At 40.3% G+C, this 18,577-nt stretch carries 20 protein-coding genes and 1 riboswitch; of the genes, 11 read left to right on the top strand and 9 right to left on the bottom strand.

Going from position 1 to position 18,577, the window contains the following annotated elements; genetic code table 11:
- Nucleotides 1-300: 300 nt before the first annotated feature.
- The 6 genes from ppaX (at nt 301) to MK805_RS06030 (ending at nt 6,482) form a co-directional block, all read left to right on the top strand.
- Nucleotides 301-969, top strand: coding sequence for a pyrophosphatase PpaX (ppaX, locus tag MK805_RS06055; RefSeq protein WP_240874699.1), 669 nt, complete (start codon nt 301-303; stop codon nt 967-969).
- Between the two features lie 19 nt (nt 970-988).
- Nucleotides 989-1,366, top strand: coding sequence for a globin domain-containing protein (locus MK805_RS06050; protein WP_240874698.1), 378 nt, complete (start codon nt 989-991; stop codon nt 1,364-1,366).
- A 39-nt stretch (nt 1,367-1,405) separates the two neighbouring features.
- On the top strand, nt 1,406-2,437 hold the full coding sequence (fni, locus tag MK805_RS06045; RefSeq protein ID WP_240874697.1) for a type 2 isopentenyl-diphosphate Delta-isomerase: 1,032 nt from the start codon (nt 1,406-1,408) through the stop codon (nt 2,435-2,437).
- 299 nt (nt 2,438-2,736) lie between these two features.
- Nucleotides 2,737-3,849, top strand: a complete 1,113-nt coding sequence (locus MK805_RS06040) for a hypothetical protein (RefSeq protein WP_240874696.1) — start codon at nt 2,737-2,739, stop codon at nt 3,847-3,849.
- A 371-nt stretch (nt 3,850-4,220) separates the two neighbouring features.
- Entirely contained in the window at nt 4,221-5,363 is a 1,143-nt protein-coding gene (locus MK805_RS06035; protein ID WP_240874695.1) for an epoxide hydrolase family protein, read from the top strand.
- A gap of 201 nt (nt 5,364-5,564) precedes the next feature.
- A complete protein-coding gene (locus tag MK805_RS06030) occupies nt 5,565-6,482 on the top strand; it encodes a lipase family protein (RefSeq protein WP_240874694.1) in 918 nt (305 codons plus the stop codon).
- Here the strand turns inward: MK805_RS06030 and MK805_RS06025 are convergent.
- Nucleotides 6,443-7,675 carry an aspartate kinase gene (locus tag MK805_RS06025; protein WP_240874693.1) on the bottom strand — a complete coding sequence of 411 codons (1,233 nt, stop codon included), beginning with the start codon at nt 7,673-7,675 and terminating at the stop codon, nt 6,443-6,445. The two genes, MK805_RS06030 and MK805_RS06025, sit on opposite strands and share 40 nt — an antisense overlap.
- 176 nt (nt 7,676-7,851) lie before the next feature.
- Nucleotides 7,852-8,034, bottom strand: a riboswitch (Lysine riboswitch).
- A 167-nt stretch (nt 8,035-8,201) separates the two neighbouring features.
- Entirely contained in the window at nt 8,202-8,837 is a 636-nt protein-coding gene (locus MK805_RS06020) for a helix-turn-helix transcriptional regulator (protein WP_240874692.1), read from the bottom strand.
- 228 nt (nt 8,838-9,065) lie between these two features.
- Between MK805_RS06020 and MK805_RS06015 the strand changes: the two genes are divergently transcribed.
- From MK805_RS06015 to MK805_RS06005, 3 genes are read left to right on the top strand one after another with little or no spacing between them, the layout of a single operon-like run.
- Nucleotides 9,066-9,680 carry a superoxide dismutase gene (locus MK805_RS06015; RefSeq protein ID WP_240874691.1) on the top strand — a complete coding sequence of 205 codons (615 nt, stop codon included), beginning with the start codon at nt 9,066-9,068 and terminating at the stop codon, nt 9,678-9,680.
- A 23-nt stretch (nt 9,681-9,703) separates the two neighbouring features.
- The gene (locus MK805_RS06010; RefSeq protein ID WP_240874690.1) at nt 9,704-10,015 is read left to right on the top strand and encodes a luciferase domain-containing protein; all 312 of its coding nucleotides are present in this window, start codon (nt 9,704-9,706) and stop codon (nt 10,013-10,015) included.
- A gap of 20 nt (nt 10,016-10,035) precedes the next feature.
- Nucleotides 10,036-10,659 (top strand): FMN-dependent NADH-azoreductase, encoded by a 624-nt coding sequence (locus MK805_RS06005; RefSeq protein WP_240874689.1) that lies wholly within the window; start codon nt 10,036-10,038, stop codon nt 10,657-10,659.
- Nucleotides 10,660-10,710: 51 nt separating this feature from the next.
- Here the strand turns inward: MK805_RS06005 and MK805_RS06000 are convergent, their stop codons facing one another.
- Nucleotides 10,711-12,201: a phytoene desaturase family protein gene (locus MK805_RS06000; protein ID WP_240874688.1), complete on the bottom strand. Its 1,491-nt coding sequence runs from the start codon at nt 12,199-12,201 to the stop codon at nt 10,711-10,713.
- A 29-nt stretch (nt 12,202-12,230) separates the two neighbouring features.
- Entirely contained in the window at nt 12,231-12,449 is a 219-nt protein-coding gene (locus MK805_RS05995) for a hypothetical protein (protein WP_240874687.1), read from the bottom strand.
- Between the two features lie 251 nt (nt 12,450-12,700).
- Here MK805_RS05995 and MK805_RS05990 point away from each other — a divergent pair, with 251 nt between their 5' ends.
- Complete coding sequence (locus MK805_RS05990) at nt 12,701-13,258, top strand: HU family DNA-binding protein (protein WP_240874686.1); 558 nt, start codon at nt 12,701-12,703, stop codon at nt 13,256-13,258.
- Between the two features lie 521 nt (nt 13,259-13,779).
- Nucleotides 13,780-14,310: an HU family DNA-binding protein gene (locus tag MK805_RS05985; protein WP_240874685.1), complete on the top strand. Its 531-nt coding sequence runs from the start codon at nt 13,780-13,782 to the stop codon at nt 14,308-14,310.
- 82 nt (nt 14,311-14,392) lie between these two features.
- Here the strand turns inward: MK805_RS05985 and uvrC are convergent, their stop codons facing one another.
- The 5 genes from uvrC to MK805_RS05960 form a co-directional block, all read right to left on the bottom strand.
- A complete protein-coding gene (gene uvrC, locus MK805_RS05980; protein ID WP_240874684.1) occupies nt 14,393-16,165 on the bottom strand; it encodes an excinuclease ABC subunit UvrC in 1,773 nt (590 codons plus the stop codon).
- A gap of 66 nt (nt 16,166-16,231) precedes the next feature.
- Entirely contained in the window at nt 16,232-16,657 is a 426-nt protein-coding gene (locus MK805_RS05975; RefSeq protein ID WP_240874683.1) for a GTP pyrophosphokinase, read from the bottom strand.
- Nucleotides 16,658-16,711: 54 nt separating this feature from the next.
- Nucleotides 16,712-17,032 carry a thioredoxin gene (trxA, locus tag MK805_RS05970; protein WP_240874682.1) on the bottom strand — a complete coding sequence of 107 codons (321 nt, stop codon included), beginning with the start codon at nt 17,030-17,032 and terminating at the stop codon, nt 16,712-16,714.
- 138 nt (nt 17,033-17,170) lie between these two features.
- Nucleotides 17,171-17,494 carry a thioredoxin gene (gene trxA / locus MK805_RS05965; protein ID WP_240874681.1) on the bottom strand — a complete coding sequence of 108 codons (324 nt, stop codon included), beginning with the start codon at nt 17,492-17,494 and terminating at the stop codon, nt 17,171-17,173.
- An 89-nt stretch (nt 17,495-17,583) separates the two neighbouring features.
- On the bottom strand, nt 17,584-18,567 hold the full coding sequence (locus MK805_RS05960; protein WP_240874680.1) for an electron transfer flavoprotein subunit alpha/FixB family protein: 984 nt from the start codon (nt 18,565-18,567) through the stop codon (nt 17,584-17,586).
- Nucleotides 18,568-18,577 lie beyond the last annotated feature (10 nt).

Genomic DNA, 18,577 nt, shown 5'->3' with positions numbered 1-18,577 from the left:
ATATGTACAACTTAAGTTCGCAAAACGATTCTTTTGTAACGTTGAGTTGCTTGTCGACCAAAAAACCTTATAAATCAAGGCTTTTCAACTCAGCTGAATTTCTTATCTATCTCTAGACAAGGCAATGGAGAAATCCCATACAACTATCTTAGAAAATCCCTAGCCTACCTCCTCTGCCCAACTAATACTTTCCCTATTTATCCTCCATAAATAAATGCAAGTGATAAAATGAGTAATTGTATCAAAGTAATCTTAAAACCACATCATATTTGTAGTACCATTAGAAAGAGGTGATCTTACATGAAATATTCCACCATACTATTTGATTTAGATGGAACACTAATCAACACAAATGAACTTATTTTAGCTTCTTTTGAACATACCTTTGATATCCACTGCCCCAATAAATTCACAAGAGACGATGTCATGCCGATCATGGGAGAGCCTCTACCGGATCAGATGTACTTTTTTGATCCTAACCAAGCAGAGGAGATGGTAAAAACATATCGTCTTTTCAATGAAACAGAACATGACCGTTTGGTAGAAGAATTTCCTCATGTGCTTTACTGTTTAGAAAAACTATATCAAAACGGAATTACGATGGGTGTTATTTCCAATAAACGCCGTGCTGCTGTAGAACAAGGTTTGAGACGTTTTGGCATAGATAAATGGATGAAAATTATTATTTGTGCAGATGAAGCGGAGCGAAATAAACCACATCCGGATATGCTGCTACTCGCGATGGATCAATTACATGTCACTCCCTCTGAAACGCTCATGGTCGGAGATAGCCGATATGATATTTTAGCAGCTGAGCGCGCTGAGATTGATTCTGTCGGTGTAGCTTGGAGTTTACATGTCGAAGATGTGAAAAATCATCAACCTACCTATTGGATAGAAGACATGCGGGAAATTTTGAAGATTATAGGACTTGAGGAACCAAATAAATCCGTTACGAGCGATAGATAATTAGAGAGGGAACAACGAAATGCAATCTGTTTATGAAAAAATAGGAGGAGAAAAAACGATCCGGAAAATCGTACAGGCTTTTTACCCTCGTGTTCAAAAACATCCTGAGTTAAAACATTTATTTCCGGAAGATCTCACGGAAACGATGGAGAAACAGTACCTCTTTCTCAGTCAATTTTTTGGCGGACCTCCCCTCTATACTGAAAAAAGGGGCCATCCCCGTTTAAGAGCTAGACACTTACCCTTCCCCATTTATCCCGAGACGGCAAAGGCTTGGTTAGCTTGTATGTCAGCAGCATTAGAGGAAGTCGGCATCGAGGAGAAAATCCGGGCAGAGATGTGGGACAGACTGGTGATGACTGCTTATCACATGATCAACCAAGGTGAGGAAACATAGACAACATATATTAGAATAACGAGGAGAGATGGACGGCGAATGACACCGCAAAATGACACCAAGCAGCGCAAAGCGGAGCATGTACAGATAGTTTTAAATGAAAACGTGTCAGGACAAGGGATAACGACTGGCTTTGAAAAGTATCGCCTCGTACATGAAGCACTACCAGATATTGACTTTGATTCTATCTCTCTTAACACTCGTTTTTTAAGCCGCAACATTGCTACACCCTTTTTGATTAGTTCCATGACTGGCGGAACACAAGCTACCGGAGATATTAACCGTGTTTTAGCAACTGCTGCCCAAGAGCGAGGTTGGACATTAGCTCTTGGGTCTATGCGTGTTGCCATTGAAAACCCAGAAACTCATTCTACTTTTCAGATGCGTCCTTATGCCCCTGATATACCTATTCTAGTAAACTTAGGAGCCGTTCAATTGAACAAAGGAATGGGTGTAGAGCATTGCAGGCAAATCGTGGAGATTGCAGAAGCAGATGGGTTGATCCTTCATCTGAACTCCATGCAAGAAGCATTTCAACCTGATGGGGATACAAACTTTTCAGGACTGCTTAAAAAAATAGAAAAGATATGCACCGGGTTGAATACACCTGTTGGAGTAAAAGAAGTGGGTTGGGGAATCCATGGGACACTAGCAAGAAAACTGTATGATTGCGGCGTACATTTTATTGATGTCGCTGGTGCAGGAGGAACCTCTTGGAGTCAAGTAGAAAGTTTCCGTTCGACTCCTATGCTAAAAAAAGCTGCAAAAGCTTTCCTCGATTGGGGCATTCCAACTGCTGAATGTATCCACGATATCCGAGAAAAAAATCCAAGTGAAACGCTCATAGCTAGTGGAGGCTTACAAAATGGAGTAGATGCAGCAAAATCCATTGCACTAGGTGCTAATTTAGCAGGATTCGGGCGATTCTTACTCCGTGATGCAGTTAACGACCCAACCAAGCTAGTGGAAAAAATGTCACAAGTGGAATTAGAATTAAAACTCGCTATGTTTGGGGTAGGTGCAAATACAATCGACTCATTGAGTCAAAAAATGATCCACAAAATAAGCTAAACTTTTTTAGAATTCGTTCCTATTGGAACGGATTCTTTTTTATCTATCATATAAATTAATCCCCCCACTTATTTACATTTTTAAAATAGTGATGAAAGCCACTATAAACACACACTTTTTAAACGAAAATAAAACACTTCAAATGAAAAAGGACTTAAAATCACCAAAGAACATACAAAAACTTGTTAGAACAAGTCCTTCACAAAATACAAATCTCATCGTACAATGGAACGAACTTGCCACCTACAAAGAGATTCCCACAGCAAAATACCTGTTTTCTTACATCTAGGAGTGTGTATATGACCCTGCAAAAGGTTATACAAGATTATATTGATTTTTTACATAAACCAATCACAAATAGCCAAGATTTAAAACAAGATCAGACAGCTTTTCAAGAACCTGAGATTAAACAATTGCTTCGTTATGCTGTTGATAACCGAGATAGTTTAGACGAAATACTCACTAGTATTGCAATGGTAATGCCGCTGGATTTAGATATGTATAAAAAAGGACTTACTTGCCTGATTTGCGGAAGTCTCATTGAATTTGGCGGAAACCCTAAAATTGTCGTTGATCACATCATCCAACAATTAGAAAATCATTTAACAGCAACAGAATCTTTCCTATCTTTAGCTGAGCAAGAAGAATGGGAAGGTGGTACTTTATCACCGAAGGAATTAGATTTCTTTTTTTCCTATGATTCTGATGCTTTGAAGGCAAGTATTACTTCTTCCTATGTTGTTTTGGCAACGATGACCTCTGTATGCCGGTTAAAAGAAGCAAGACAAAGTATCCGAACAAATACTCCTTTGATCCATCAAGTGATCCAGTTAGAAGATGAAGTGGATAATCTTTATTATCTAAAACAAGTTTTGTATAGTGTCGATGATTACGAAATGATCATCCTCCATCCGCAAAGTGAAACAGGTTTGAAAATCAAAGCAGATATGATCCAAAACAATTTTCATTTCTTTACATTACTACAGGATTTGTATCTTACTCAATTCGCTACCCATCCAGCTTTTGCAACTTTCCATCGAAACGAAAAAGCGATTCATCTTGCAAAAGGCGGAGCCCTTTCGGACACAGAAGAACAGATACATGATCATGCCTTGTTTGGATTTTACGACTTCCATGCTCTAAATGGCGAAGGTAAAATACCTTCAGCAGTAATGCCAGCAAATTGGCTATTTGGCGAAGGCACACTCCATCACATCCCTAAATTAAATGGGGTCCCCGTGGTGATTTTAGGAGAAAATACATTAGGAGACCGTTCTTGGGATATTACTTTTTGTACTCCTGTTCACGAAGCATTAAAACCAAGTCTGGAAGCAGTAGAAGTTTTATCTAGCGAACAAGTTAAGCAATACATCACTACGATCCAACTTCAAAATAGATTAGTAGATATTTAAGTTAAGGAGGGACTGACCATTTATACAGGTTTTTGTTACACCGAAAACGGAGAACGAGCGGAAGAAGAGGAACTCAAATCAGATACAGAAGCTTACCAATATGTTGGTAAGCACCACCTTACTTATCCGCGGATATCTATTATAGATACTCTATCGGAGTTTGTTGTTTTAGAAGTTCGGGACAGCAAGATAATTTTTCCAAGAGAACTGCAAGGCAAAGAACCTTGGAAAAATAGCAAATAATAAAAGGGAACCAGCTTTCGATTTGCTGGTTCTTTTTCATTTTCCTCTTTTTCACTGACACGAATTGTCAGGTTCCTTGTTGTAAAATAGGTATAACAACAAGACATTAACGAAAAGAGGTTAGCATTATGCAAATAAAACCATTTAAAATTCAAATTTCTTCTTCCAAATTGCAGGAACTAAACGAGAGGCTAGGCAAAACCATTTGGCCAGGTGAATGGGAAAATGACAACTGGAATGCTGGTCCTACACTTGAATTTGTCAAAAAAAATGTCGAACATTTGTTAACAGAATACGACTGGCGAAAATATGAAACTCAGATCAACCAATACCCTCAATACACAACAGAAATCGATGGTCAAAATATACATTTCTTACATATCCGATCAACAGAAAAAAATGCAATTCCTCTCCTCCTTATACACGGTTGGCCAGGTTCGTTTGTGGAATTCTTAAAAGTGATCGAACCACTTACCAATCCAGTTGCTCATGGGCGGAATGCATCAGATGCTTTTCATTTAGTCATCCCTTCCTTGCCTGGTTTTGGATTCTCTGTCCCAATCCGAGAAGCTGGTTGGAATAACGGGCGAATTGCAAATGCATTTATCGAACTAATGGAACGATTGGGATACGAAAAATATGGAGTACAAGGAGCAGATGCAGGGGCAATTATCGGTCCAGAACTCGCTCGTTTAGCACCGGAAAAAGTGATAGGTCTTCACGTCAATGCTGCTACGATGGGTTTCATCCCAATGGGGCCAATTGACCCTTCTGATATGGAAACTCTTTCTGAAATGGAAAAAGGAAGACTACAACGACTTCAAAAATTTATGTCTGAGCAATTTGGATTTAATTTCATCCATTCCCATCGTCCACAAGCATTAGCTTTTGGTATCTCTGACTCTCCAGCAGGTCTGCTTTCTTGGATAAGTGAGTTGTTTACAGGGTTTGGGGAATCTGTTCATGCTGTTGATAGAGATCTATTTTTAACAAACTTCTTAATCTATTGGTTTACGGGAACTGCTGCGTCTTCCATCCGTCTTTATTATGAAAATGCCCATGATCCAAACGCTTGGGCCCCAAAAGAAAACGCTGGAGTACCTACTGCCGTAGCTAATTTCAAAGATGATGTCGCTATCCGTAAGTATGCGGAACAAGCGAATCATATTGTTCGCTGGACGGATTACGATCAAGGTGGGCATTATGCAGTATTAGAAATTCCAGATGTTTGGCTTGATGATGTTGCTGCATTTTTCCGGAATTTTCGTTGATATAATAAAACGCGATGCTATATCGCGTTTTTTCTTATTACTGTTAGGTTCTTCTACTATGAATCCATGTGTCATCAACAGAAATAAACGAGCACCTCATTGCCATAATATATAGAAAAATAGATCAAAGTAATTCGTTATGTTACAAATTCCGTATCTAGCTAACAAATAGGAAAACCATTGTTTTCTCTTCTGCATAAGATGATTAAAGCAGTTCTTTTGGGGGGAGAGAAGATGGGATGTGGTCCAAATAAACACATTGTGAAAAATGCGCTTTTTATGCTTGCCTGTTGCGGCCAAGCGAGAAACCTATATAAACGCCTTCGCTTTATCGTTCCTAAAAAATTAGGATACCATCTGGTACGTGTATTTTGCCTTCCAAAAAAGTATGGGTATGAGGCATTTGGTTATCTCTTGGAAAGTAAAAACAATCTCATTCTCGTCTTTAAAGGTACCAGTATTCGAGCTTTTGATCTTTCTATTGATCTAAATTTATATCAGACAAAATACCCTTTTATCTCCCATGCGGGTAAAACCCATGAAGGTTTCACTTACTTATACAGTTGTTTACGTTCTTCGATCCTCTCTACTTTATGTGCATTTGATAAACACGAGAAAAGAAGCTTATATGTTACTGGATATAGTTTGGGTGGGGCGATTGCAACAATAGCTGCACTCGATATCTCCAAACATACTCCCTTCCGAAATCCGAAGGTATACACATTCGGTTCACCGCGTGTGGGTGATCCCGTTTTTGCGATGACTTATGACCGTAGAATTAAAGAAAATATTCGCGTTGTAAATGTTCATGATTATATCCCTCTTGAGCCACAAGCTCATATTAAACCACCTTTTACAAAAAAGGGATTGAACTATCAACATGTGAAAGGATATTTTCCCATCTCATTCCAATGCAAAAAAGGGAACTTTCCGCTTAAGTTCCCCTTGTTAAAAAACCATCAATTGGATAGATATTTTTCGACTCTCGCTCAGTTTGTACCAAAGTACACCGAACAAATTTGCCAAGCAAATCCACGTTTTTGTCCATCTATTCAAAACGATTCGCAAGTGAATTTCCTTTATACGGAAACTTTAGCATCCGCACCTAGTCCAAAATAATCATGCAAACGATTCGCTGCTTCAATCGCTCTGTCACGATCTATGACACAAGATAACTTGATCTCTGACGTAGATACCATTTTTACTGCGATATTTGCTTCACTCAGACAAGCGAACATATTGGCTGCTACTCCTGGGCGAGTCATCATCCCAACTCCAACAGCAGATACTTTTGCTAGACCGCCTTCAAACAACATATCTTGAAATCCAAGGATATTTTGTTTTTCTCGTAATACTTTTTTAGCTGCTTCTCCTTCATCTTCGGAGATACTAAAGGCAACATCAATCTGATCCGTTTGGTGCTCACTTTGCACAATAATATCCACATTGATGTGGGCATCTGCTAACGCAGTGAAAAGCTGCGCTAGAATGTCTGGCTTGTTTGGTAAACCTAATAACTTTATCCTTGCCACATCCAGATCATGGGCTATACCTCTGACTTGTAAACTTTCTTCCATTTGATCTTGCTCCTTTATCCATGTTCCTGGTACTTTTTCAAAACTGGAACGCACAACTAAATTTACTTTATGAGTCAATGCACATTCAACTGAGCGAGGGTGCAATACACCAGCTCCCAAACGGGCTAATTCCAGCATCTCCTCATAAGAAATTTCATCTATTTTTTGCGCTTGACCGACAACTCTTGGATCAGCAGTGTAAACACCTGTAACATCTGTATATATTTCACAGTATTCCGCGCTTAATGCAGCAGCAAGCGTTACAGCTGTTGTATCTGATCCACCTCTGCCAAGTGTGGTAATCTCACCTTGATCTGTTACACCTTGAAATCCTGCTACTACAGCAATTTCTCCTCTTTTCAAAGAAGAAAGCAATTTTTCTGATTTTACTTGACTTACTATCGCTTTGCCATGTACCGCGTCTGTTACAATACCAGCTTGCCAGCCAGTAAAGGAACGGGCTTCTAAATTTAGCTGATGAAGTGCAACACTCAATAGCGAAATACTGATTTGTTCCCCTGTTGCCAACAGCATATCTAACTCTCGCGGGGAAGGATGTGGATTTAACTCCTTAGCCATATCAATTAATGTATCTGTTGTTTTTCCCATTGCTGATAGTACAACAACGCATTTATATCCTGCTTGAACTTTTTCCTCGACTCTTTTGGCGACTTCGCGGATTCTCTCTGTGCTTCCTACCGAAGTTCCGCCAAACTTCATTACGATAATCTTCAACAGTATGTCTCTCCCTTTTTTTAGCAGATAAGAACCATAAATTTTATCTTCTCTGCATAAGTGCAACTAAGCCTCTGCCTCGCCTTGAAAGACAGACACATCGGCAAGTTTCCTTGACAAAATAAAAAGACCACAGCAGAGAGAAACACAAGCTGTCGTCTATTAGCGACTTCTCTCTGTGAGATAGTACTCCACAAGAAAAATTCTTGTGACAGTGTCGCATCTATTTGACCACGACCCCAATCGTTTATCCTTTATGGGCGGATAATCGACTTCGGCGACAAAACCTTTCCTCATCCTTCATAGGACCCAAATCCTCTGTATGAGTACTTTTCTTTATCGCAACCTCTACTACACAGGTATAAATGTGAAATTTTATTTATTCTAGCATATGATTTACTAGAATGACAATATATTTTTCAAATGGGAATTACTATCATTTCCATAACAATCACTATGCCTTATTAAAGAATACCATAATATACAAAAAAAAATAACCCGTTGCTTCATTGAAACAAGGAGTTATTTAAGACTTATGGGATTTCATTACATACCGGCACTTATGATCTCCATCAGACATGCACGTAGTTCGCTCAATCGAATCTACTCCCAACACTTCTTTAAATAAAGAAAGTTCGCAATCACATGCTTTTTTATATTTATTGGCTACTTCAAAGATCGGACAGTTATACTCAATGAACTCAATTTCCCCGTCATTGATTTCTTCACTTTCCACCATGTAGCCATTTTCCGATTGAATCCTTTTTAATTCTGCTACCTTCTCTATAAAGGTAGATTTGGATGCTATCCGTTCTGTGTATTTTTGTTTTAACTTTTCTTTTCGTCTCTGAAAAAGCATATCCACTTTTTGTTTTCCATCTAACATCTCTATATCTTCTAAAAATTCAACGGACAGTGTTCCATAATTTTGAGGGAATAATGCTTTTCCTGCTTTTGTCAAGCGGTATAGAGTAACGGGCCTACCCACCGATTGTTTGTTTTGAAAGGTGGTAATCAATTGATCTTTTTCTAATTTATTTAAATGCTTTCGAACAGCCATATGTGTGATGCTCAGTTCATCAGAAAGAAAGTTAACACAAACTTCGTTATGGCGTTTTATGAGCTCTAAGATCTGTCTCGTAGTAGCATTCATATGCAGCATTTTTTCACCTGCTTTCTCACATGCAGAGATATGGGGATACACTTTTTATACCATAAAGTATAAAATATATACAACCTTATTGGATTATTTTTGTGTACAAGCGAAAAGAAGGTGAAAAAAAATTTTTAAAAATCTATTGCCTTTTTTCTGCCTTTGAGGTTAAATATCAATATATCACTTTTTATACTTATTGGTTTAAAAAGTATAAAAAATAAGGAGAGATAGACTATGTCCCATTTTACTTTACCTGCACTACCATTCTCACCTGAAGCTCTTGAACCTCATATCGATAAAGAAACAATGCTCATTCATCATGGAAAACACCATCAAACCTATGTAGATAAGTTAAACGAAGCAATCGCAGCTCATCCAGAATTGGCAGATAAATCATTAGAAGAACTATTGCAAAATATCAATGAACTGCCTGTTTCCATTCAAACCGCTGTCCAAAACAATGGTGGAGGACATTACAATCATAGTTTATTCTGGGAAATCCTCACCCCTGGCGGCTCGAAACATCCTGTCCATGAAATTGCAAAAGCAATCGATGATCAATTTACCAACTTCGATGCTTTTCAAAATGAATTTACCAAAGCGGCCCTTGGTCGATTCGGATCTGGGTGGGTATGGTTAGTAGCAGATGAAAACGGTTTGGAGATTGTACATACACCTAACCAAGACAACCCGTTGATGACAGGAAAACAAGTAATATTGGGATTAGACGTTTGGGAACATGCCTATTACTTGCGTTATCAAAACAAAAGACCCGATTATGTTGCTGCCTTTTTCCAAGTCATCAATTGGGATATCGTCAATGAAAAGTACAAACAAATTCGGGCGTAAATCTGAATAAAGGGGATAATCTCATGATTCTCCAAACACTTCGCGAAAAGTTACTTGCTTTAGAAGGCGTGAATGAACAGAGTCATCGGTTTGGCGGGGTAGAATTTCGTTATCAATCCAAAGAACTCGGTCACATTCACGGGGAGAAACTTGCAGATCTCCCTTTTCCTAAAAAAATTCGAGATGAACTCATCGAATCCAAATTAGCTGAGCCACATCATATATACCCAAATTCGGGTTGGGTAAGTTTTTATATTAACAGCGAGAAAGACATAGACATCTTACTAAAATTATTCTATATGCAATATGAAAGATTGACTAAAAACAATAAATAAACCCTCTAAGGAGAAATATCATGTCAAAAACATTATTTATAAAAGCAAACAATCGCCCTAGTGATCAAGCAGTCAGTGTAAAAATGTATGATGCATTCGTAAAAAGCTATCGTGAACATCATCCAAATGATGAATTCATTGAACTAGATTTATTTGAGGAGCATCTTCCTTATTATGATAATGTAATGCTCACTGGTATTTTTAAAGCAATTCAAGGACATGAATTAACCCCTGAAGAACAAACTGCTGTAGAAACAGCGGACAAATATTTAAATCAATTTTTGGCTGCTGAAAAAATCGTTTTTGCTTTCCCATTGTGGAATCAAACCGTTCCAGGTGTACTGCATACTTATTTTGATTATTTAAATAGAGCTGGATCGACATTCCGCTTTACTCCCGAAGGAGCAATCGGTCTTGCAACAGGTAAAAAAGTTGTCATCTTAAATGCACGAGGCGGAGATTACTCTGGAGAAAGAGCTGCTTCCGAAATGGCGGTTAACCTAGTTCTTTCGAACTTGCAACTGTTTGGTGTTACGGATATCACAACTGTCATCACAGAAGGACATAACCAATATCCGGATCGCAAAGAAGAAATTATTCAGCAAGGATTGGAAAAAGCAGCTAAAGTAGCAGAAACGTTTTAATAACCAAGAAGAGCAGGTTTGTTTATTCTACCTGCTCTTCTTGGTTGTCTTTTAGTATTCCAACAAAGTAGACCATTTTTTATCTTTCTTGGCGAGGTCCTCTTCAACCAATGGGATCGTATTTAGTGCATTTATCACAGACATCACAATACTTCCGCCGATATGCGTACTACTGTCTGTATAATAAAGCCCTTCAACACTTTTATCTTTTATATTTGGTTGAAAAAAACTACTTGCATTTACTCGATCGATGACAGCATGTTTTGTACCAATCATAGCCTCTAATTCTCTTGGTCCATATACCTTCTGGGTCACGATCGATTTCCCCAAATCTACCAAGCCTAACTTTGATTCTAACCAATGAACAATAAAGTCTCGATAGGAATCATAGTAAGATGCTTGATGCAGACGATGATTTTTATCGTAAGGTGGTACATTGACATAAACCGCAAGGTTACTCCCTTGATTTGCACGTGACGATTCCGAATGCCCTGAAAAAGCAACATGTAAGGCAGGGGTTAATGACCACTCTTTTTGTTCAAAAATATCTACATATTGACGACTATGATCAAGTGGATAGAAATAGTTGTGATGGTGCAAATGTTTATATTTCTTATCTACTCCGAGCAAACACAAAAAGCCAGAAGAACTCTGCTCCAAATTCACCTTGGTTTCTTGCCGATTTGCTTTCATCAAATTTCGTAATGTAACAGAATCCACACTAGAAATGACAAAATCAGCATCCCACAAATATTTTTCCGTTTTTACTTCAAAACGAAAATCATCTTTCACTGTAATTTGTTGTACGGGTGTTTCATGAAAGATATGAACATTTACTTCCGATGCCAATCGTTCAAAAGCTTCTACTAAACGATAGTTGCCGCCTTCTACATAGTAAACCCCTTGTACCAGTTCCAAATAAGCAAAAAAACCTAAAGCTGCCGGTGCACGGTAAGGGGAAGAGCCAACATAAGTTGCATAGCGATTCATCATTGCCAATAGACGTGGATCATCAAAAAATCTTCTATGAAAAGCATCCATTGTCAGATGCGGGTACACGGATAAAAATGATTTTAACCAAGGAAAAGAAAGAAAATCAGACCAATTAATGTTAGGATTCTCGAAAAATTTCGCATCTGCAATTTCATACAACCTCGCAGATTCCATCAAATAGTCAATAAACCCTTGTCTATTTTCAGAAGAAAACTCTCTCATCTGCTCCATCATATAGTCCGGATCTGATGTAAGATCGATGATTGTTCCACTTTCAAAAAAATTTCGACTGTTTACAGCTAATGGAATAAAACGAAGTTTTGGATCAATTGTTTTTCCTGCTTCCCGAAAAACTCTCTCCAAAATCCAAGGCATTGTAATCATCGAAGGTTCAAAGTCAAAATGATAACCATCTAGCTGTAACTCTTGGATTTTTCCACCAAGTTTTGGCTGCTTTTCGAGCAGTACTACATCATGTCCGCGGGCAGATAGGATAGCGGCTGAAACCAGACCGGACAGCCCACCCCCAATTACCACTCCTCTAGCCATTATCGTTCCCCCTTCAAAAAACATATGATTTAAGCAATTCCATCTGAAAAGACAGAGACTACCGTCAAACTCAGCTGTGTAAGTGCAGCCTCATCTTGTTTTTTTGCAAATGCTTGTTGGGACAACGAATTATGAAATAAAATGAGTTTCTCTGTATCTTTTAATTCACTATTTGTGTTTCTCTTTGGTCTGCCGGATGGACGCTTGGAATTTGTTTGAGGAATAATAAGAATCCCTCCTTTACTCATAAAATCTTAATAATATTAATTATAATTGATAGCTTTAAGGCTAGTAAACAATAGAAAGCATTTATCGGTGATTGTTTTCATTACATCTCTTATGTATTTTTACCCCCGAAATAAAAATGTTTATATCACTTCATACAGAATCTTATTTGCAAATTACAAAAAGTTCGTTAAAATAAAAGCAAGCAGGATTTACAGTCACTCCATCGAGTAACTGTGCTTCTTGTAACAGTTCCCACAAGAAGGGTTCAAGTATGAACAAGGCACAGCTCGTCGAGGCCATCGCCGACAAGGTGGGCGGTCGCCAGCAGGCGGCCTACGCTGTCGACCACGTCTTGGACGCCATCGTCCGGGAAGTTGTCGCCGGCAGCGGTCGCGTCAGCGTCACCGGCTTCGGTTCCTTCGAGAAGGTCGACCGGCCCGCCCGCTACGCCCGCAACCCCCAGACGGGGGAGCGGGTGCGAGTCAAGAAGACCTCTGTCCCGCGCTTCAGGGCAGGACAGGGCTTCAAGGACCTCGTCAGCGGCTCGAAGAAGCTTCCTCACGAAGACGAGATCTCCGTCAGGAAGGCGCCCAAGGGCAGCCTCACGGGCGGAACCGCTTCCACGGTCAAGAAGGCGGCAGCCAAGAAGACCACGGCTTCGAACACCGCCGCCAAGAGGGCAGCAGCCAAGAAGACCACGGCTTCGAACACCGCCGCCAAGAGGGCAGCGGCCAAGAAGACCACGGCTTCGAACACCGCCGCCAAGAGGGCAGCGGCCAAGAAGACCACGGCTTCAAGGACACCGGCCAAGCGGACGGCGACCAAGTAAGTCTCGGCACTGAGGCCTGAGTGCCAAAGTGCCATCCCCCTCGGTTCGCTCTAATCAGGAGCAGATCGAGGGGGCTGTCTTTTTACCCCTTCTTTATTAAAAAACTACGCATTAATTCGGATTTTTTGTTACCAAGTGCTGTTTAATCGTTTCCGCCAACTTCACTGGGATTCCTGCTTTTTGTAATTCTTCTTTACTCGCTGCTTGTATCTTTTTCATCGATCCGAAATACCGATAAAGCTGCTGTTTCTTCCCAACTCTCGATATCTCATCAAGTTAATAATATTAAATCATAATGGATAGCTTTAAGGCTTAGAAAACAGCAGAATATTTGCTACTTATTGAGTAAATTACATATGTTATGTGTTTCTATCATTAAATAAAAACAAAATTTAACTCCGCACATATTTTATTTGCAAATTATAAAAAGTCCGTTAAAATAAAAGCAAGCAGGATTCACAGCATTTCATCCAAGGCAGTGTTTCTTGTAACGGTTCCCATCCGCAAAGAAGGGCAACGTAATGATCAAGGCTGATCTGGTTGAGTTCGTCGCGGGCAGGCTGGGTAGTTGCCAGCATGCGTCCATCTCAGTCGAAGCCGTACTCGAAGGCATCGCTCGGGGACTCGTCGATGACGAAGAGGTCTCCGTCACAGGTTTCGGCACCATCGAAAAGGTGGTGACTCGAACCCCTCAGACGGAGACGATCACGATTCAGTTCCGTCCCGGCAAGCTTCTGGAGGAGTTTGTCAACGGAACAAGGGATCTGCCCGAGAACGAGATCGTCTGGAAGTCGACTCCGGCCAAGAAGGCAGCAGCCAAGAAGACCGCGGCTTCGAAGGCTCCGGCCAAGAGGACCGCGGCTCCGAAGGCTCCGGCCAAGAGGACCGCGGCTCCGAAGGCTCCGGCCAAGAGGACCGCGGCTCCGAAGGCTCCGGCCAAGAGGACCGCGGCTCCGAAGGCTCCGGCCAAGAGGACTGCGGCTCCGAAGGCTCCGGCCAAGAGGACCACCGCAGCCAAGAAGACCGCGAGCAAGAGGGCCACAACCAGGTAAAGCCCGGCACTGAGGCCTGAGTGCCAAAGTGCCATCCCCCTCGGTTCGCTCCAATCAGGAGCAGATCGAGGGGGCTGTCTTTTTACCTCTCCTTTGTCACCAAGTGCTGTTTAATCGTTTCCGCCAACTTCACTGGGATTCCTGCTTTTTGTAATTCTTCGATACTCGCTGCTTGTATCTTTTCCATCGAACCGAAATGCCTATAAAGCTGCTGTTTGCGTTTCTCCCCAACTCCCGGAATCTCATCGAGCTTCGACTGGAGAAAACTCTTGCTTCTTGTCTGCCGATGAAAGGACAAGGCAAAACGGTGAACTTCATCTTGAATGCGCTGTAATAAGTAAAACCCATCCGTTCCCCGTTTCAATGGAACTTCTAAAGGCGGCTCTCCCATAATTAGAGTTGCCGTTTGGTGTTTCTCGTTTTTCGCCATGCCCCCAACAGGAATAGCAAGTCCTAGTTCATTTTCCAATACATCTAAGGCTGCTGCCAGCTGACCTTTTCCACCATCGATAAGAATCAGATCAGGCAGAGGTAAGTTTTCTTTTAAGACTCTTGTATAACGACGTCTCACAACCTCTCGCATGGTTTCGTAATCATCAGGACCTTCTACGGTACGAACTTTGTACTTTCTGTATTCTTTTTTGGCTGGTTTGCCATCGATGAATACGACCATCGCCGATACCGGATCTGCTCCTTGAATATTGGAGTTGTCAAATGCTTCTATTCGTTTAGGCAAGTCCATCCCAATTGCATCAGCTAGCTGCGTAAGCGATAAAGTGGTTTTACTCTCATCCCGTTCCATCAAACGGAGCCGCTCTGTAAGAGCAATCTTTGCATTCTCTGTCGCCATTTCCACTAATTTTCGTTTGGTGCCTCTTTGGGGAATCACGATTTTCCCTTCTGGAATGAGTCCAGATACTAAGTTTTCATCTATTCCTTTTGGTAAGACAATCTCTTTTGGCAAAGCAGGGGCATCGTAGTAAAACTGCCCAACAAAGCTGAGGAAATCTTCCTCCGGCTCTTGAAAATGCGGAGAAATAGAGACATTTCTCTCCAAAAGTTTTCCTTGCCGGATAAAAAATACTTGGACACTCAGATAACCTTTTTCCACATAATAACCAAACACATCTCGATCTACTTGATCCGCAAGGGAAACATGCTGCTTTTCCATTAAGGTATCAATATCGTTAATTAAATCACGCAGTTCTTTTGCTTTTTCAAATTGTAGCGACTCGGCAGCTTCATGCATTTGCTGACTTAATTCTTTCTTTAATTCAGGATGATTTCCTCCTAGAAAACGGGTGATCTTCTGAGTCCATTCCTCATACTGTTCTTCCGATACTTCATATTCACAAGGTGCTAAACACTGTCCCAAATGGTAATAAAGACAAACACGTTTAGGTAGTGTCGTACATTTCCGAAGTGGAAAAAGTTTATCGAGCAGCTTTTTCGTCTGCTGTGCGGCACCAGCATTGGGATAAGGACCAAAATATTTAGAGCCGTCTTTGACCAATTTTCGTGTAACAAGCAGCCGAGGATGTCTTTCTTTGGTCAATTGTATATATGGATAAGATTTATCATCTTTTAGCATGATGTTGTAATGTGGATAATGTTTTTTTATCAAATTGGACTCAAGTATCAATGCTTCAAGATCACTTGATGTTACGATATATTCAAAATCAGCAATATCCATCACTAGTCGAGTTGTCTTCGCATCGTGGGAACCAGAAAAATAAGAACGAACCCGATTACGTAAGTTCTTCGCCTTCCCCACATATATGATTTCCCCTTGGTTATTCTTCATCAGATAACAACCTGGTTGATTTGGCAGTAAACTCAATTTATCTTTTAACATGTGTTTCTCCCTCACTTGTTCTCCCTTCTATTCTACGACATCGAGGCAAATCCCACCAATAGGCAGCTAAATCGAGCTTTTTAGGCGATTATATGCCTCACGATACTTGGCAAGACGCTCTTTATCTTTTGAAGTAACTTGTGGAAGGCGATCTAAGTTCATATTCTCTTCTAAATCCGCTAACTTTACTTCTACGGCTAAACTATTTTGAGCAGTTCGCTCAATAAAGGCTTCATATGTTTCTTTTTCTTGCCTCGTTACTGCCAAAATAGCTTCCCTTATATGGACTGGAAAGCCCTCTTTCTGCAAAATTTCCATGGTGATGGGTGTATCTTCGATCACATCATGAAGTACAGCTACTATCTTTGCATCAGTGGAAGAAACACGCGACATCACTGCTAAAGGATGGAGGATATAAGCCTGTCCTCCCTTATCGATTTGTCCTGCATGTGCTTTCACAGCAATCAAAATAGCTTTTTCAAGCAAATTCATGTCCTCACCGCTCCTTTGTAGAGTAAAAAAGTGTCCATCTGGACACTTTTTGTTTTACATGGCATCTAACCATTGAATCAACTGTTCTTTTGGCTGAAGACCAATCAATTTGGATTTCATCTCTCCATTATGGAAACCGATCAATGTAGGAATACTCATCACTTCAAAATTAGCAGCTGATTCAGGATTATCGTCGACATTTATTTTTACGATCTTTAGCTTATCGCCAATTTCCTCATCTATCTCTTGTATGATCGGACCAAGAACTTTACATGGAGGACACCATGGAGCCCAAAAATAAACCAATACCTTTCCACTATCTTCTCCTTCTACGTCTATCGCAAAGGTTTTGTCTGTACCTTCTATAAGTGCCATTTATTATTCCTCCTGAGTATATGTATCCTGCAATAAATAGTATAACATTTACAAAGAGATGTAATTTACCAAAAAGAAAAAATATACAAAAGTCAAATATCAAAAAAAAGTGCCCGTTACCCGGACACTTCTTTTCGCTTACATATATTCACCTAACCATTGAATCAACTGTTCTTTTGGTTGAAGTCCAACCAATTTGGATTTCATCTCCCCGTTTTGAAAAACCATCAGAGTAGGGATACTCATGACACCAAATCTGCTAGCTGATTCTGGGTTGTTATCTACATTTAGTTTTGCAATGGTTACTTTCTCGCCAATCTCTTCGTTCACTTCTTCTAAAATAGGAGCAATAATTTTACATGGACCACACCATGGAGCCCAGAAATCTACTAGAACTGTTCCGCTCTCTGCACCTTCCACACTTGTGCCAAAATCTTTATCTGTTACTTCTACGATTGCCATTGGTAATTCCTCCTAAATGGTACTTACAATTCATAAGTTAGTATATCACTTTTACACGAAATATCAACTATTTCGCAGTCCGAAACAGTTTAAGCAGGAGGAAGGAGCTTTTTTAACTCTTTGGTTAACAATGGAACCACTTCAAATAAGTCGCCTACAATCCCATAATCAGCAATCTGAAAGATAGGAGCATCGGGGTCTTTGTTGATGGCCACGATTACTTTAGAACTAGACATCCCTGCTACATGTTGAATAGCTCCTGAAATACCACAAGCAATATACAGATCAGGAGTAACCACTTTTCCCGTTTGACCAATTTGCAGCGCATAATCACAGTAACCAGCATCACATGCTCCTCTCGATGCACCTACTGCAGCATTTAAGACATCTGCTAATTCTTGTAATGGCTGAAAACCTTCTGCACTTTTTACTCCTCTTCCACCAGAAACAACGATTCTAGCTTCCGATAAATCGATACCCGTCGCAGCTTTTTTCACCACATTTGTCACAATCGTACGCAACAAATCATGTTTGATTGGAACAGTAAGTTCTTCTATCTGTGCAGAGCGTGATGGATCAACAGAGATAAGGGGGATATTATTAGGGCGAATGGTAACAAATTGCACACCCGGTCGAAAACTTTTTTTGACAAAAGCTTTTCCTGCATAAATGGGACGTGTATATATAACTTCATCCCCATTTCGTTCAATGGCTATACAATCTGATATCAACCCAAAAGAAAAATGAGCAGCAATCCTAGGAGACACATCTTTTCCTACAGTTGTATGACCTGTCACAATAAAGTCTGGTTTTACTTGATCAATGACCTGTTGCCATGCCAAAAAATATGCATCAGTTATATACGAATCGAATTGGCTGTCTTCAACGAGAAGTACACGATCAGCTCCATGATGGGTAAGCGTATCTGTCTCTTTTCTCGCATCTGAGCCAAGTAAAGCTACCGTCACTTCACCATCATCTACAATCGTGCGTGCAGCTGAAATACTTTCCAGCGTAACTTGTCGCAACTGCCCTTCTTTTCGATCCGCAAAGACAAGGACTTTCTTACTCATCTGATCCCCT

Origin of the sequence: Shimazuella soli (assembly GCF_022511585.1) — a bacterium.
GTDB lineage: Bacteria > Bacillota > Bacilli > Thermoactinomycetales > Thermoactinomycetaceae > Shimazuella > Shimazuella soli.
This window is presented reverse-complemented; position numbering and strand designations above follow the sequence as displayed.

Excerpts from the sequence above, each read along its gene's own strand:
- ppaX (WP_240874699.1), top strand. The coding sequence starts at position 301 with ATGAAATATTCCACCATACTATTTGATTTAGATGGAACACTAATCAAC.
- MK805_RS06050 (WP_240874698.1), top strand. The coding sequence starts at position 989 with ATGCAATCTGTTTATGAAAAAATAGGAGGAGAAAAAACGATCCGGAAA.
- fni (WP_240874697.1), top strand. The coding sequence starts at position 1,406 with ATGACACCGCAAAATGACACCAAGCAGCGCAAAGCGGAGCATGTACAG.
- MK805_RS06040 (WP_240874696.1), top strand. The coding sequence starts at position 2,737 with ATGACCCTGCAAAAGGTTATACAAGATTATATTGATTTTTTACATAAA.
- MK805_RS06035 (WP_240874695.1), top strand. The coding sequence starts at position 4,221 with ATGCAAATAAAACCATTTAAAATTCAAATTTCTTCTTCCAAATTGCAG.
- MK805_RS06030 (WP_240874694.1), top strand. The coding sequence starts at position 5,565 with ATGATTAAAGCAGTTCTTTTGGGGGGAGAGAAGATGGGATGTGGTCCA.
- MK805_RS06020 (WP_240874692.1), bottom strand. The coding sequence starts at position 8,837 with ATGCTGCATATGAATGCTACTACGAGACAGATCTTAGAGCTCATAAAA.
- MK805_RS06015 (WP_240874691.1), top strand. The coding sequence starts at position 9,066 with ATGTCCCATTTTACTTTACCTGCACTACCATTCTCACCTGAAGCTCTT.
- MK805_RS06010 (WP_240874690.1), top strand. The coding sequence starts at position 9,704 with ATGATTCTCCAAACACTTCGCGAAAAGTTACTTGCTTTAGAAGGCGTG.
- MK805_RS06005 (WP_240874689.1), top strand. The coding sequence starts at position 10,036 with ATGTCAAAAACATTATTTATAAAAGCAAACAATCGCCCTAGTGATCAA.
- MK805_RS06000 (WP_240874688.1), bottom strand. The coding sequence starts at position 12,201 with ATGGCTAGAGGAGTGGTAATTGGGGGTGGGCTGTCCGGTCTGGTTTCA.
- MK805_RS05995 (WP_240874687.1), bottom strand. The coding sequence starts at position 12,449 with ATGAGTAAAGGAGGGATTCTTATTATTCCTCAAACAAATTCCAAGCGT.
- MK805_RS05990 (WP_240874686.1), top strand. The coding sequence starts at position 12,701 with ATGAACAAGGCACAGCTCGTCGAGGCCATCGCCGACAAGGTGGGCGGT.
- MK805_RS05985 (WP_240874685.1), top strand. The coding sequence starts at position 13,780 with ATGATCAAGGCTGATCTGGTTGAGTTCGTCGCGGGCAGGCTGGGTAGT.
- uvrC (WP_240874684.1), bottom strand. The coding sequence starts at position 16,165 with ATGTTAAAAGATAAATTGAGTTTACTGCCAAATCAACCAGGTTGTTAT.
- MK805_RS05975 (WP_240874683.1), bottom strand. The coding sequence starts at position 16,657 with ATGAATTTGCTTGAAAAAGCTATTTTGATTGCTGTGAAAGCACATGCA.
- trxA (WP_240874682.1), bottom strand. The coding sequence starts at position 17,032 with ATGGCACTTATAGAAGGTACAGACAAAACCTTTGCGATAGACGTAGAA.
- trxA (WP_240874681.1), bottom strand. The coding sequence starts at position 17,494 with ATGGCAATCGTAGAAGTAACAGATAAAGATTTTGGCACAAGTGTGGAA.
- MK805_RS05960 (WP_240874680.1), bottom strand. The coding sequence starts at position 18,567 with ATGAGTAAGAAAGTCCTTGTCTTTGCGGATCGAAAAGAAGGGCAGTTG.